We start from the raw sequence: 13,563 nt of genomic DNA on the forward strand, positions 1-13,563 counted from the left end.
CCTCGCTGCTATATGGGCCAGCGCAGCGTCTGATATCTTCCCCACGAAGCCGTTCTGACCCCGATGCAGCGGGAAACCCGAACATATCAGCAGTATCTGCCACTCTGACCAAAAGAACGACGGGCGGCTTCATGACCGCGAGTTTTCGCACGGTCTGGATGCTGAAACGGGAAAGCTTGCGGCTTCTCAGAAGCCTCATTCACTCAAGTTTTGAGAACTCTGAAGTCGATCGCCAGCGCCTCTCGCTCTATTTGGGAAGGCGTATGGTGACACCGAAGGCCCGCTCGGATCGGGACAGAAGCGCATCGCCGCCATGACCAACGGCGATGGCGCGAACCAGAGCAAGGCCCAGCCCATGTCCATCGGTGGTGCGTGACGCTTCGGCGCGGGCGAAACGCTGAAACAGGCGTTTGGCATCAGCAGGAGGAACGCCCGGACCATTGTCCTCCAGCGTCACTTCAATCGCATCATGCGACACCTTGGCGGAGAGCTTCGCGGCGGTGCCGGCCGGCGTGTGCCGCAACGTATTCTCCAGAAGGTTCGACAATGCCTGCGCGAGCAGGCGCCGGTCGCCCTCGATATGCAGTCCGGGCATGACGTCGATCGTCAGCGTATGGCCGGCAGCCTCGAAGTCGGGACGATAAGTTTCGGCCATGTCCTCCAGCAGCGCCGACAGATCGACCGCTCCCAACGCTCGACGTTCAGCCAACCCTTCGACCTCGGCGATGCGCAGCAGCGCGGCGAATATCTCCAGCAGATCGTCGGCCTGCCGCCGTGCCGCCTTGATCGCGTCTTTGTCCCCGGTCGCGGCGCGATCAAGCTGGTTGCACAGGCGGGTAAGGGGGGTGCGCAGGTCGTGCGCCACGTCGGTCGACACCTGCCGCAGATTATCCATCAACGCGGCGATGCGGTCGAGCATCCGGTTGAGCGTGGCGGCGAGGCGATCGAACTCGCTGTCCGACCCGTCGCGCGGCACCCGCTGCGTCAGGTCGCCGGCGATGATCGCCTGCGCGGTGGCATCGATGCGCGACAGGCGACGCCGGGTCAGCCATCCAACCAGCACGGCCGCGCCGATCCCCAGCGCCAGCATCGCCGCTAGCGCCGTCGCGAACAGCGCCGCCAGCGTGCGGTCGATCGCCGTGAGGTCGCGCCTATCAGCGACGACGACGAGCATCCCGCCGGACAGCGGCGTCGCGAGCGCCTGACCGACGCCGGTATTGTTGCCGCGTCGGAAGCCGAAATGCTCCTGATAGCCAGGTTCGACCGGCGTCAGCGACGTGATCGTCGCGGCGACCGGCCGCCCGGCGCGGTCGACGAGCAGATAGTCGAGGCTCGCTTCGTTGCGGGCGTCCTCGCGCAAGCGGATTGCGTCCGCCACCCCCGCCAGGCCGCCTTCGCGCACCTCGGCCATCAGCGCGCGTGTCTCCACCGCGACGCGGTGGTCCAATTGTTCCTCCAGCGCCTCGTGCGTCACCTCATAGGCGACGGCGCCGATCGCCAGCGTCGCGATGCTGAACGCCAGCGCGACCAGCACGACGATGCCGAAGGTAGAGCGCCACAGGCGGGTGAGCATCTATTCACCCCGGATCATGTAGCCGGCACCGCGCACCGTCTCGATCGCATCGGCGTCGAAGCCGGCGTTGAGCTTGGAGCGCAGCCGGCTCAGATGCGTCTCGACGATGTTGGTCTTCGGATCGAAATCGAAATCCCACACCCGCTCCAGCAGCATCGTGCGGGTCATCACTCGGCGCGGGTTGCGCATCAGCTCCGCGAGCAACGCAAACTCACGCGGTTGCAGGGTGACGCGCCGACCATCGCGCTCGACAGTGCGGCGATGCAGGTCGAGGACGATATCGCCGACCCGCAGCAGATGCGCGTCATCGCCGCGCGAGGAAGGCCGGCGCGCCAGCGCGTTGAGGCGCGCGGCCAGCTCGGAGAAGGCGAAGGGCTTGACCAGATAGTCGTCTGCTCCGCCCTCCAGCCCCTCCACTCTATCGGCGATTCCACCGACTGCGGTAAGCATCAGAACCGGGGTGGCATCGCCGGCCGCGCGCAACGCCCTCACCAGCGCCAGCCCGTCGAGACCGGGCAGCATCCGGTCGACCACGATCGCGTCGAAGCCACCGCCGGTCGCCTGGAACAACCCGTCGCGACCATCCTCGCTGACCGCAACCTGGTGCCCGGCCTGACCCAAGCCCTGTGCCACGAAGGCGCGGGTGTCGGCATCATCCTCGACGATCAATATCCGCATCGCTTACCTATCGCGCAGCGGCGTCAACGCGCCAACCACCGCCCAGCGCGCGGAACAGTGCAACCTCGTTCTGCGAAACCGCTATGTCGGATTGGACCTGTTGGAGGGTCGCGGATGCAGCCGCGCGCTGCGCGTCGACCTGAAGCAGGCCGGGCGCGTCGCCGAGGCGGACCCGGGCAGCGGCCCGCCGCGCATAGGCCTGTGCCTCGCGCGAAGCCGTCGCCAGATCGCGGTTGCGGCGGGTTTCGGCGTCATAGGCGGCGAGCGCCGTCTCGACCTCGCGCAGCGACCGAAGCACCGCTACGTCCCACCCGGCCAGCGCCGCGCGCTCGGTCGCGCGGGCTTGTTCCAGCCTTGCGCGTGCCGGTGCCTGGTTGGGAAAGGCCCAGCTGACGAGCGGCGTCACCGCCGCACTGATCCCGCCGGACAGCAACCCGACAGCCCCGCCCAGATTGACCCGTGGATAGAGGTCCGCGCGTGCCACGCCGATCCGTGCGGCCGCGGCGGCAAGGCGGCGCTCCGCTTCGCGCACGTCGGGACGGCGTAGCAGCAGCGCGGTGCCGTCGCCGACCGGTGCCGCCCCGCGCAGACGGGGCGCGGCGGTGCAGGCGAAGCGGTAGGCGCGCGCTTCGGCGGGCGGGCGCCCCTGCAGCGTCGCGAGCCGGTACAGCGCATTGGCGCGCTGCGCCTCGAACGGGGCGATGGCGGCACGAGTGGCAGCGGCGATCGTCGCGACCTGCGAGACTTCCAGCGGCGACACCTCGCCGGCACGCAACTGCTCGCGCACGAGAGCGACCGAACGGTCCTGCGCCGCAGCGACCTCGCGCGCGGTGGCGATGGCGCGGGTCGATCCGCACAGGTCGACATAGGCCAGCACGGTATCGGCGACGACCGCAACGCGCAGTCCGTCGACGACGGCCGCTTGCGCCTCGGTATCAGCGCCCGCCGCGGTCGCGGCCGAGCGAAGCCGGCCGAACAGGTCGAGGTCCCAGCTCGCGGTTGCGGCGATATCGTAATCCGTCGTGGGCACATTGCCCGACGCACTCGGCTGTCCGGCGGGGTTGTCGACGCCAAGCGCGCTCTCGATCGTCGTCTGCGGCAACCGCGCCGCCCGTGCCTGTCGTAAGGCCGCGCGTGCCCCATCGAGATTGGCATAGGCGACCCGCAGGTCCGCGTTGGCGGTCAAGGCCGAGCGTACCAGTCCGTCGAGCACAGGATCGTCATAGAGCCGCCACCAGTCGTCGGGCACGGGCGCGATCGAGGCCACCGGAAGCGACGCGAATGCCCCGGTGGCGCTGTCTGGCGCCACAGTGGGCGGCGGCTTGGGCACGCTCATGCAGGCGGATGCGAGCAGGGCTGCGGCGGGGGCTAGGCGGCGGATCATGCCAGCGCCTCCGTAGATGCAGGAGCAGGCGGGACGGCGCGCTCCTCGCCATAACGGGCATAGAGCGCCGGCAGCAGCAGCAGGTTGAGCGCAGTGGACGAGATGAGGCCGCCCAAGATCACGATCGCCATCGGATGCTCGATCTCGTGCCCCGGCGCATTGCCCGCGACGATCAGCGGCACCAGCGCGAGACCGGCGCAGGCGGCGGTCATTAGGATCGGCACCAGGCGCTCCTCGGCACCGCGCAGCACCAGCTCGCGGCCGAAGGTCATGCCCTCGTGGCGTTCGAGATGCTGATAGTGGGAGAGGAGCATGATGCCGTTGCGCGCGGCGATGCCGATGACGGTGACGAACCCGACCAGCGACCCGAGCGACAGCACCCCGCCGGTCAGCGCGACCGCGACCACGCCCCCGACCAGCGCGAACGGCAGGCTGACGGCGACCAGCGCGGTGATGCGGCGCGAGCGGAACTCCATCCACACCAGCAGCAGGATGCCGACGAGGCAAAGCGCGCCGATACCCCACAGCCGGCTGCGCGATTCCCTGAGGGCAGCATATTCGCCCAGCACCTGCGGGTGATAGCCGGTCGCGAACGGCACCTTCGCGACCGCGGCGTCGACCGCCTGCGCGACGGTGCCGAGATCCGCGCCCGCGACGTTCATCGTCACGTCGAGGCGGCGCTGGCCGTTCTCGCGCTTCACCTCGTTGGGAGCGGGCGCGATCTCGATACCGGCGATGTCTCCGAGCCGCACCGGCGCGCCGGTGACGGGTGCCTGGATCATCAGGTCGCGAAGCGCATGGACGCTGTTCCGCACCGCTGGCTCACCCCACACCGCCACGTCGAACGCGCGCTGGTCGCGGTAGATTTCGCCGACCTTGGCCTGCGCGACCAGCACCTGCGCCTGCCGGCGGACCTCGCCCGCGGTCAGCCCGAGCCGGGCCAGTTCGCCGGCGCGCGGGCGGATGCGGATTTGCGGGACCAGCACCTGGCTCTCCAGCTTCAGGTCGGACACGCCCTGAATACCGCCGATCGCGTCCCGAACACGCGCGCCGGCCGCGCGCAGCTCCGGCTGGTCGGGGCCGTAGATGCGGACGACGATGGTCGCGCCGGCACCAGTCAGCACCTCCTTGATCCGCTCGCGCAGATAGGTCAGCACATCGCGGTAGAGGCCGGGATAGCCCTCGACCACCTCCTTGATCCGCTTCACCGACGCATCGTAATCGGCATTCTCGTCAAGGCTGATCCAGAGTTCGGTGAAGTTGGGACCGACCACCTCGTCGGCCTGCTCGGCGCGACCGATATGCGCGCCGAAGTTGCGCACGCCGGGGATGCTGCGCAGCTCCTTCGACGCGCGGATCGTAATCCGGTCCATCGCCTCGATCGACGTGCCCGGCTTCTCGACGAAGTGCATCAGAAAGTCGGTTTCGCGGAAGTCGGGAAGGAACTGGTCCTTGAAGGTCGCATAGCCGACCCCCGCCAGCAGCAGCCCGCCCGCAACGATCCCGACCGCCAGCGCCGGCCTTCCCACCACGCGCGGCAGGAAGCCGACATAGCGACGCTTGAATCCGGCGACGAAGCGGGTGTCGCGCTCCTCGGTAAGCGGCGCGTTCGGCAGGAGCAGCAGGCACATCGCCGGCGTGACGGTCAGCGCGACCAGCAGCGACATGCCGATCGCCAGCACATAGGCGATGGCGAGCGGCTGGAAGAAGGTGCCGGCCACCCCGCCGAGGAAGAAGATCGGCACGAACACAAGCATCACGATCAGCGAGGCGAACACCACCGCCGAGCGCACTTCCAGCGACGCGGCCAGCACCACCGCGAAGGCCGGCTTCGGATCGGCGGACTCGCGGTTCAGCCGCAGGCGGCGCGCGATATTCTCCACGTCGATGATCGCGTCGTCGACCACCTCGCCCAGCGCGATGACGAGGCCGGCGATGATCATCACGTTGATCGTCGCGCCCGACCACAGCAGCATCAGCCCGGCGCCGAGCAGCGACAGCGGGATCGCGACGAGGCTGATCGTCGCCTGCCGCCAGTCGCGGGTGAACAGGAACAGCACCGCCGCGACCAGTGCGCAGCCGATCATCAGCGCGCGTGTCAGGTTGTCAATCGAGCGTTCGATGAAGGTCGCGGGCCGGAAGATGGTCGTGTCGACCTTCACGTCCTTCAAGCCCGGCTTCAGCTCGGCGAACGCGGCCTCGACCGCGCGGGTCAGCTCCAGCGTGTTGGCGGTCGGCTGTTTCTCGACGATCAGCATGATGCCGGGACCGTCGTCGATGATGGCGTTGCCGATCGGTGCATTGAAGCCGTCGACCACGCGCGCGACGTCGCCGATCCGAACCGGTGCCTCGCCCGCCTGCTTGACGATCGCCCGGGCGAGGTCGGCGGCGGTCTGGACGGTGCCGGTCTGCTGGACCGCGAGCCGCTGGTTGGGTGTGTCGACGAAGCCGCCGCCCCCGACCAAAACCGCGTCGCCGGCCGCGGCGCGGACCTCCGCCAGCGTCACGCCGGACGCACGCAGACGATCGGGATCGACCAGCACCTGCAATTGCCGGTCGCGCTGCCCCCAGACCGCGACGTTGGCGACGCCGGGGACCGCCATCAGCCGTGGCCGGATCGTCCAGCGGACCAGCTCGGACAATTGCATCTGATCGAGTTTCGTCGACGACAGTCCGACCTTCATCGCGCGACTGGTCGAGGACAGTGGCGGCATGAGGACGGGCTGTCGTGCCGCAAGCGGCAGGCGTGGCTGCACCTGGGCGATGCGCTCGCCGACCATCTGGCGCGCGCGGATCACGTCGGAGCCGCGCTCGAACAGGATCTGCACCGACGACAGGCCCAGCACCGATTTGGAGCGAAGCGTCATCAGGCCGGGGACACCGTTGACCGCGGTCTCGATCGGCACCGTCACCAGGCTCTCGACCTCCTCGGTCGACAGGCCCGGTGCCTCGGTCTGGATTTCCACCATCGGCGGTGCGAACTCGGGGAACACGTCGAGCGGCACGTCGCGCCCGGCACGGACCCCGAGCACCACCAGCAGCGCGGCGAGCGCGAGAACGAGGACGCGCTGCGCCAGCGCGAAATGGACGAGCCGGCCGAGCATCAGTGCGCCGCCCCGAACTCGGTGCCGAACAACTCCGCCGTACCATCGGTCACGACCTGCGCGCCGGCGGACAGTCCGCGCGCCAACAGCGCCCGTCCGCCGCTCTCCGATACCACCTCGACACGCTGCCGGACGAAGGTGTCGGGCGCGGTCTTCTGATAGACCCACTCGCCGCCATGAATGTCGCGCAGGATTGCGGCAGACGGCACCGACAGGCCCTCGGTCTGCCCGGCGAGCGGCAGGTCGACCGACACGCGCTGGCCGACCTGGAAAGCCCGGTCGCGATTGTCGACCGCGTAATAGAGGTCGACGGTGCCGGCGACGGTGTTGGCCGAAGGCGGTGCCTGCACCGGGCGCGCCGAGCGGGGCGCACCGCCATCGCCAAGAGGGCGGACCGTAGCGGAGGCTTCGCGTCGCACCTCGCCCATGTCGCTGCCGAACACCGATGCGCGCACCCACAGCACGGGTTGCGCGCCAAGCGAGGCGACCGCCGGCCCGAGCAGCCGGCGCTGCTGCCGCGCCGCGTCCAATGCGGCCTGCGCCGCGGTCAGAGCCGCCGCGGCCTCGTCACGCGCACGCACGCTGCCCGCTTCCTCACGCACCAGGCTCGCGGCGCGATCGAGAGCGATCCGCGCAAGCCGCGCCTGCGCCGTGGCACGCGCCAGTTCGGCATCTGCCGCGGCCTGCTGGCTGCCGATCTGCTGGAGGTTGGTTGTCGAATTGACCGGCACGCCGTTGGCGCTGATCGGCGGCACGACAATCTCGCCTGCCACTTCGCGCGTCGCCGTGGCCGATCCGCCATCCACCCGCGCAAGCGCGATGCCCAACCGCTGCTGCGCCTGCGGGGTCAGGGTCAGCTTCAACAGCTCGCTCTCATGCGCGATCGTCTCGGCATGGGCAGGCGGTGCGGGCGGCTTGGCAGCCTTCTCGTCGCAACCGGCAAGCAGGATCGGGATCAGAAGGAAGGTCTGGCGCATCGTGACGGCTTAGTCACGAAAGCATGGGCGCTGCTGGAGCCGACTATACAAAGTCCCAATGTAGCTGGTCATTCACGAGTTTCGATTTGAATTTGATGCTTCGACCTGATGATCGTCGGCCCCGGGGGTGCGCGTATGGAGAGAGTCGACGTGACGAGAGAGCATCCCGCCCGTAAAGTCGCCGAAATCACCCTCGGCTTTTGGCTGGCCAAGGTCGTCGCCACGACATTGGGTGAGGTTGCGGGTGACGCCATCGCCCAGACGCTGAACCTGGGCTACGTCGCCGGGCTTGCCATCACGCTGGGCCTGCTAGCGGCGTTCCTCGTCGCGCAGGTTCGTGCCGATCGCTATCGTCCTTTTCTGTTCTGGGCGACGATCGTCGGTACGACCACGGCGGGAACCGAAATAGCCGACCTGTCGACCCACACCCTCAACCTTGGCTATAACGTGACGTCGGCCATCCTTTTCGGCGGCATGTTGCTGACCCTCGGTATTTGGTATCTCAGGCGGGGCACCTGTGACGTGAGCGCGGTGGTCGACCGTGAGAGCGAGTTGTTTTTCTGGGGCGCCGTTCTGTTCTCGAACAGCCTCGGCACGGCGTTCGGCGATGGACTCGTCTATGTTTTCGGCCTCACATATACCACGGGATCGCTGGTCTGCATGGCTGTGATCGGCGCGGTTTTGCTTTTGCACTATGTTGCCCGGATCAACGCGGCATTTATATTCTGGGCGGCATTCGTCTTCACCAGGCCGTTCGGCGCCGACTTCGGGAATTTGCTCACGAAGGAAGCCGCCAAGGGCGGTTTTGGCCTCAACACGTTTGCGACTGCCTTGGTCTGCGTCCTGCTGCTTGCTGGCATTGTCGTGTGTTTCGAACGCCGGCAGCACCTTGTTGATGGACGTGGCCGCAGCCCAGCCTGAACAACTAAGCGGAGAGGCCGCCAGCGTACCTCCTAACTGATCCCATTTCTCGATTGGGATGGTAAAACGGGATTGCTGCTGTCTTCCCATAGCTCATGCAGGTGACGAGTTGTGACGAGCACAGAAGCTATGCCCGGCATGGCCCTTTGCGACACTTGCCGCTAATCAGGAGCTTGGGACAAGCCGGGGGGCGTGTCCACTTCGGACACCGAGATGACCAGGACACAGCCGACAAGATTTTTTGACCGTATCGTCGCATGGTCGCTGAACCGCCCGTTACCGGTCATCACGCGATACCTGATCGCCGCCATCGTGATCATCACCGCTGGCGCGGCGCGGGTTCTATTCGTCCCGGATACACTGCCATGGCTGCTGTTTATCCCGGCGACGATCGGTATCGCGCTCGTACTGGGCAAAGGGCCGGGCCTGTTTGCCGGCGTTCTATCGACGGCTACCGGTATCGTGTCGATCGGGAATGCGAACCATCCCTCCTGGCTACCACATGCTCAATGGATCGCCGCTACCTTGTTTCTGGTGGTGACGCTCGGCCTTGTGTTGCTGGCAGCCGAACTGAGGGAGGCGATGCGCCGCTCGATCGCGCTCAACGCCGAACTGGTCGAGCGCGAACGCCTGTCGGCGGAGCGCGAGGCGTTTATGTCGAGCGTCCTGGCGGCATCGACAGATTGCATCAAGGTCGTGGAACTGGACGGCAGCCTTTCCTTCATGAGCGAAGGCGGCATGAAGGTGATGGACATCAGCGACTTCAACACGGTTCGTGGATGCCCATGGCCCGAATTTTTGAAAGACGGGGGCTCGGCCCTCGCCGTGGAAGCGCTGGCCACTGCGACCAAGGGCGGCTCGTCGCATTTTGAAGCGGCAGGAGACACACACGCGGGCATTCCGAAATGGTGGTCGGTATCGGTGTCGCCGATCCTTGCACCGGACGGCAGCACCTCGCGCATCCTGTCCGTTTCGCGCGATCATACCGCCCTTTTCAAGGCGCGCGAACAGCAGGAGCTTCTCAACGGTGAACTTAGCCATCGGCTGAAGAACGTACTGACACTGGTACAGTCAATCGCCAATCAGACGTTGCGGGATGCCGGGAGCCTCGAAGAGGCAGCCGCCGCCTTCTCGTCGCGGCTCGCCTCGCTCGGACGGGCAACCGACGTTCTCACCGCCACATCCTGGCAACAGGCCGAACTGCACGATGTACTCGGCGCTGGGCTTTCCGCGGTTGCGGGTCTGTTGGATCGGATCAGGGTCGAGGGGCCGCGTATCCAACTGAACTCTCAAGCGGCTCTCGCGTTGACATTGGCCGTGCACGAACTGGCGACGAACGCGACCAAGTACGGGGCTTTTAGTAACGATACTGGATTGGTCACGCTTCGATGGCGGGTAACCGACGAAAACGATGGACCTCACTTCTCTTTTCTCTGGCAGGAAATGGGTGGTCCACTGGTGAGCAGCCCCGCGCGTCGAGGCTTTGGCTCCCGCATGATTGAGCGTTCGCTGCGGTCCTATTTCCGGGGCGAGACGGTACTGGACTATGCGCCGGAAGGCGTCACGTTCCGGATTGATGCGCCGCTCGGCGACACCGGCGAACTGGTGGCGGGCTGATATGGGACAGGCCATGCCCCCGCGCAGCATCCTCATCGTCGAGGATGAACCGTTCATCCGCTATGATCTGGTCGACTTTTTCGAAGATCGGGGATTTCGTGTCTTCGAAGCCGAGGACGCCGACGAAGCAATCGGTTTGCTCGACGCCAATCACGCCATCCGTATCGTACTGACCGATGTGCAGATGCCGGGCTCGATGGATGGCGTGAAACTCGCCCATCATGTGCGCGACCGCTACCCGCCGACGATCCTGATCGTCGTCTCGGGCATGGTCAATCCGACCTCAGCGGAACTGCCAGCCCGAGCATTGTTCGTGAGCAAGCCGTTCGATCCCCGGTATGTCCTGCGGGAGATCGAACGCTTGTCTTCCTAAGCGATCATCCGTTGCGTTCGTTCGCCCATGCGATCCGCCGCTGGAGGGCAGCGGATAACTGGCTGGCCGAATAGGGTTTGCGCAACAGCTCCAAGCCTTCCGCGCCTTCCTGCGCGAGAACGTGACTGTAGCCGCTGGCGAGCACGACCGGCATCGCCGGCAGATCGCGCGCCAATCGCTTCGCCAACTCGATGCCCCCCATTCCCGGCATCACCACATCCGAGAACACGATGTCGAACCCATCGCCGTCCGACCCCAGACGGTCCAGCGCCTCTTCAGCGCTCGTCACCCAAGCCGTACCGTAACCCAAATCTTCGAGAAGCTGGGTGGCAAACTGCCCGACACTGATGTTGTCTTCGACAACGAGCACGCAACGCCCTTCGCCATCGATCGCCTCTTGCTGCCCGGTCGGTCGCGGCTCTCCAGGAACCGTCGATTCCGCCTGAGGCAGATAGAGGGTGAAGGTCGAGCCCTTGCCGACGACGCTTTCGACATCGACATCACCGCCCGACTGCTTCGCAAAACCGAACACCTGACTAAGGCCCAGGCCGGTGCCCTTGCCGACATCCTTGGTGGTGAAGAACGGCTCGAAAATCCGCTCCAGATCGTCGGGCGCGATGCCGATGCCAGTATCGCTGAGCGAGACGGCGACGAAATCGCCGGTTCCCGGCCCATGTCCTCGGATCGAAGGCATTCGGGCGTCGCAGCATAGCCGGATCGTCACCGTGCCTTCGCTCTCCATCGCGTCCCGCGCGTTGACCGCCAGGTTGACCAGCGCCGTCTCGGGGTCAGGACATAGAACGGGCACAGATATACGCTAAGCGTCTCTGCGCGCACTTATGGGTCGACTCTATGCGTCGACGACTCCAGCATTCCAAAGGCATCCATCGGACAGTTGTAGCATCGCCTCTCGTCGCAGAGCCGGCATATCGTCAGCGCCGAGACAGCGTCGTCAGACATCTGCGCAAGTATTGTCTCGGCAATACGTTCCAGCACGAGGCGGTCAGCATTCGAGACATGGCTAAGGATTTCGGATAAAGTCTCGTTTCTTCGTTGCAGGATCGCAGATAGGCGAGTCTCGCCTGCCTCAGTGAGCATCAGCGCTACTGCACGACGGTCCCGTAGCGCTTTGGATCGAACGGCGAACCCGGCTGCAACCAATCGATCGACAAGCCGCACCGTCCCCGCGTGGGACAAGCCTAGCACCCGTCCTAATTCGTCGATCGAAAGACCGGTCGCGTGACCGATGACGACGATCGCCGCGGTGGTTTCGCCACCGCCGGGTATCGTCGGGTCGAATGCCGCCTTCTTAATTCGATCGGTGATGCCCACTGCGAGGGCGCCGAACAGATTGACGAGCCGGTCCGAGAGTACGTTCAAAGGGTTGCCTCATTCATTGCCGGCGCATAGTGTATGCGCAGCGCATATATCACGCCTGTCTAAGCATGAAGGCAGGTCATGCGCCATGATGAAAGCGAGGCACCATGTTTTCGACATTACACATAGCTGAAAAGACGACCGGCTCTCGCGGGTCTCTCGCGTTGCTGCGCTGGGCGCTGGTGGTCATCTTTCTCTGGTTCGGTTGCATGAAATTCACGAGCTATGAAGCGATGGGCATCGCGCCATTGATGAAGAACAGTCCGATCATGAGCTGGATTCCGGCCGTTTTTGGGGTGCAGGGTGGAAGCTATTTTATAGGCACCGTCGAGCTCGCGACGGCCGCTGCGCTGATTATCGGTGCTTTCAACAAGACGGCCTCCGCTCTCGGCGCGGCGATGTCATGCCTGACTTATGCCGTGACACTGACGTTTTTCCTGAGCACGCCTGGCGTCGCCGAGCCGACCGCTGGCGGGTTCCCGGCGATTTCGGCCGGAACCGGACAGTTCCTGTTGAAGGACCTGGTGCTTCTTGCGGCATCAGCGTGCCTTCTACTTGCGTCCATACGGACAGCAGACGCGTGACGGCAAACAGGTGATAGGCGACGCTCCGGACCTGCGCTTTTGCCGAACCATACCCGCCTCAGCCCATAACGATCGACAAACCCTGTCGCTTTGATAGGGTGTTCGAAAACATGCTTTCGAGGGTTTGTCGTACATGCTGGTCGGATATATGCGGGTGTCAACGACCGATGACCGCCAAACGGTCGATCTCCAGCGGGACGCGCTCGTCGCAACCGGGGTCGATCATCGGCATCTCCATACCGACAAGGCATCCGGCGCGCGCGACGACCGACCAGGCCTGAAAGCCTGCCTCGACTATCTGAACGCGGGCGACACACTGATCGTGTGGAAGCTCGACCGGCTCGGACGCTCGCTGCCGCACCTGCTGACGATCGTCACCGATCTGAAGGCGCGCGGCATCGCGTTCCGGTCGCTGACCGAGCAGATGGATACGACCACGCCGCACGGCGAATTGCTGTTCTCGCTGTTCGGTGCATTGGCACAATATGAGCGTGCGCTCACGCGCGAACGGGTGATGGCGGGACTGGCTGCTGCCAAACGCCGGGGACGCCAAGGTGGCCGCCCGCCGATGATCGACGCCGAAACGCTCGAGCGGATCACCGCCGCGCTGGATGGCGGGGCCAGCAAGGCGTCCGTCTGCCGGACCTTCAAGGTGCCGCGTTCGACCCTTCTCGGCACGCTTGCCCGGATCGGCTGGACCGCACCGGCCAAGGTCTAAGCCGATGCCGCGTCGCGCCGTCCTGTCGGACGAGCAACGCGCGGCGTTGCTCGCGCTTCCCGACGACGAAACCCTGCTCGTCCAGCACTGGACATTGAGCCGGGACGACTTGGCCATCATCGTCCGCCGGAGGCGACCGCATAACCGGCTGGGTTTCGCGATCCAGCTTTGCGCGCTGCGCTATCCTGGCCGTTTCCTGCGACCCGGTGAACTGATCCCTGATACGCCGCTCGCGTTCGTCGCAGAGCAATTGGGGG

The 13,563-nt window shown here is 65.7% G+C and carries 12 protein-coding genes and 1 pseudogene; 6 read left to right on the forward strand and 7 right to left on the reverse strand.

What is annotated here, in order from left to right:
* Window positions 1-247: 247 nt before the first annotated feature.
* The 5 genes from BMX36_RS19895 to BMX36_RS19915 are packed head-to-tail and all read right to left on the reverse strand — an operon-like array spanning window position 248 to window position 7,716.
* Window positions 248-1,573, reverse strand: a complete 1,326-nt coding sequence (locus BMX36_RS19895; RefSeq protein WP_093068212.1) for a sensor histidine kinase — start codon at window positions 1,571-1,573, stop codon at window positions 248-250.
* Window positions 1,574-2,251, reverse strand: coding sequence for a response regulator transcription factor (locus tag BMX36_RS19900; RefSeq protein ID WP_093068215.1), 678 nt, complete (start codon window positions 2,249-2,251; stop codon window positions 1,574-1,576). It abuts the gene before it with no gap.
* A gap of 7 nt (window positions 2,252-2,258) precedes the next feature.
* Window positions 2,259-3,635, reverse strand: a complete 1,377-nt coding sequence (locus tag BMX36_RS19905) for an efflux transporter outer membrane subunit (protein ID WP_093068218.1) — start codon at window positions 3,633-3,635, stop codon at window positions 2,259-2,261.
* On the reverse strand, window positions 3,632-6,739 hold the full coding sequence (locus BMX36_RS19910) for an efflux RND transporter permease subunit (protein ID WP_093068221.1): 3,108 nt from the start codon (window positions 6,737-6,739) through the stop codon (window positions 3,632-3,634). Before BMX36_RS19910 ends, BMX36_RS19905 begins: the two co-directional genes overlap by 4 nt.
* A complete protein-coding gene (locus tag BMX36_RS19915; RefSeq protein ID WP_093068224.1) occupies window positions 6,739-7,716 on the reverse strand; it encodes an efflux RND transporter periplasmic adaptor subunit in 978 nt (325 codons plus the stop codon). Before BMX36_RS19915 ends, BMX36_RS19910 begins: the two co-directional genes overlap by 1 nt.
* A gap of 135 nt (window positions 7,717-7,851) precedes the next feature.
* Between BMX36_RS19915 and BMX36_RS19920 the strand changes: the two genes are divergently transcribed.
* The 3 genes from BMX36_RS19920 (at window position 7,852) to BMX36_RS19930 (ending at window position 10,627) form a co-directional block, all read left to right on the forward strand.
* Complete coding sequence (locus BMX36_RS19920; protein WP_093068227.1) at window positions 7,852-8,637, forward strand: COG4705 family protein; 786 nt, start codon at window positions 7,852-7,854, stop codon at window positions 8,635-8,637.
* A 213-nt stretch (window positions 8,638-8,850) separates the two neighbouring features.
* The gene (locus BMX36_RS19925) at window positions 8,851-10,254 is read left to right on the forward strand and encodes a sensor histidine kinase (protein WP_093068255.1); all 1,404 of its coding nucleotides are present in this window, start codon (window positions 8,851-8,853) and stop codon (window positions 10,252-10,254) included.
* Window positions 10,255-10,267: 13 nt separating this feature from the next.
* Window positions 10,268-10,627, forward strand: a complete 360-nt coding sequence (locus BMX36_RS19930; protein WP_256210921.1) for a response regulator — start codon at window positions 10,268-10,270, stop codon at window positions 10,625-10,627.
* Window positions 10,628-10,631: 4 nt separating this feature from the next.
* Here the strand turns inward: BMX36_RS19930 and BMX36_RS22340 are convergent, their stop codons facing one another.
* Entirely contained in the window at window positions 10,632-11,435 is an 804-nt protein-coding gene (locus BMX36_RS22340; RefSeq protein ID WP_305825954.1) for an ATP-binding protein, read from the reverse strand.
* A gap of 29 nt (window positions 11,436-11,464) precedes the next feature.
* Window positions 11,465-12,007 carry a MarR family winged helix-turn-helix transcriptional regulator gene (locus BMX36_RS19940; RefSeq protein WP_010339851.1) on the reverse strand — a complete coding sequence of 181 codons (543 nt, stop codon included), beginning with the start codon at window positions 12,005-12,007 and terminating at the stop codon, window positions 11,465-11,467.
* A gap of 104 nt (window positions 12,008-12,111) precedes the next feature.
* Between BMX36_RS19940 and BMX36_RS19945 the strand changes: the two genes are divergently transcribed.
* The 3 genes and pseudogenes from BMX36_RS19945 to BMX36_RS19955 all read left to right on the forward strand — a co-directional run.
* Entirely contained in the window at window positions 12,112-12,588 is a 477-nt protein-coding gene (locus BMX36_RS19945) for a YkgB family protein (protein WP_010339850.1), read from the forward strand.
* Window positions 12,589-12,721: 133 nt separating this feature from the next.
* Complete coding sequence (locus tag BMX36_RS19950) at window positions 12,722-13,306, forward strand: recombinase family protein (protein ID WP_010339849.1); 585 nt, start codon at window positions 12,722-12,724, stop codon at window positions 13,304-13,306.
* 4 nt (window positions 13,307-13,310) lie between these two features.
* Window positions 13,311-13,559, forward strand: a pseudogene (locus BMX36_RS19955) (DUF4158 domain-containing protein); the annotation flags it as partial.
* Window positions 13,560-13,563 lie beyond the last annotated feature (4 nt).

This window comes from Sphingomonas sp. OV641, from assembly GCF_900109205.1.
GTDB lineage: Bacteria > Pseudomonadota > Alphaproteobacteria > Sphingomonadales > Sphingomonadaceae > Sphingomonas.

Bases quoted from the DNA above. Each gene is read 5' to 3' on its own strand.
- BMX36_RS19895 (WP_093068212.1), bottom strand. From the start codon at position 1,573: ATGCTCACCCGCCTGTGGCGCTCTACCTTCGGCATCGTCGTGCTGGTC.
- BMX36_RS19900 (WP_093068215.1), bottom strand. From the start codon at position 2,251: ATGCGGATATTGATCGTCGAGGATGATGCCGACACCCGCGCCTTCGTG.
- BMX36_RS19905 (WP_093068218.1), bottom strand. From the start codon at position 3,635: ATGATCCGCCGCCTAGCCCCCGCCGCAGCCCTGCTCGCATCCGCCTGC.
- BMX36_RS19910 (WP_093068221.1), bottom strand. From the start codon at position 6,739: ATGCTCGGCCGGCTCGTCCATTTCGCGCTGGCGCAGCGCGTCCTCGTT.
- BMX36_RS19915 (WP_093068224.1), bottom strand. From the start codon at position 7,716: ATGCGCCAGACCTTCCTTCTGATCCCGATCCTGCTTGCCGGTTGCGAC.
- BMX36_RS19920 (WP_093068227.1), top strand. From the start codon at position 7,852: ATGGAGAGAGTCGACGTGACGAGAGAGCATCCCGCCCGTAAAGTCGCC.
- BMX36_RS19925 (WP_093068255.1), top strand. From the start codon at position 8,851: ATGACCAGGACACAGCCGACAAGATTTTTTGACCGTATCGTCGCATGG.
- BMX36_RS19930 (WP_256210921.1), top strand. From the start codon at position 10,268: ATGCCCCCGCGCAGCATCCTCATCGTCGAGGATGAACCGTTCATCCGC.
- BMX36_RS19945 (WP_010339850.1), top strand. From the start codon at position 12,112: ATGTTTTCGACATTACACATAGCTGAAAAGACGACCGGCTCTCGCGGG.
- BMX36_RS19950 (WP_010339849.1), top strand. From the start codon at position 12,722: ATGCTGGTCGGATATATGCGGGTGTCAACGACCGATGACCGCCAAACG.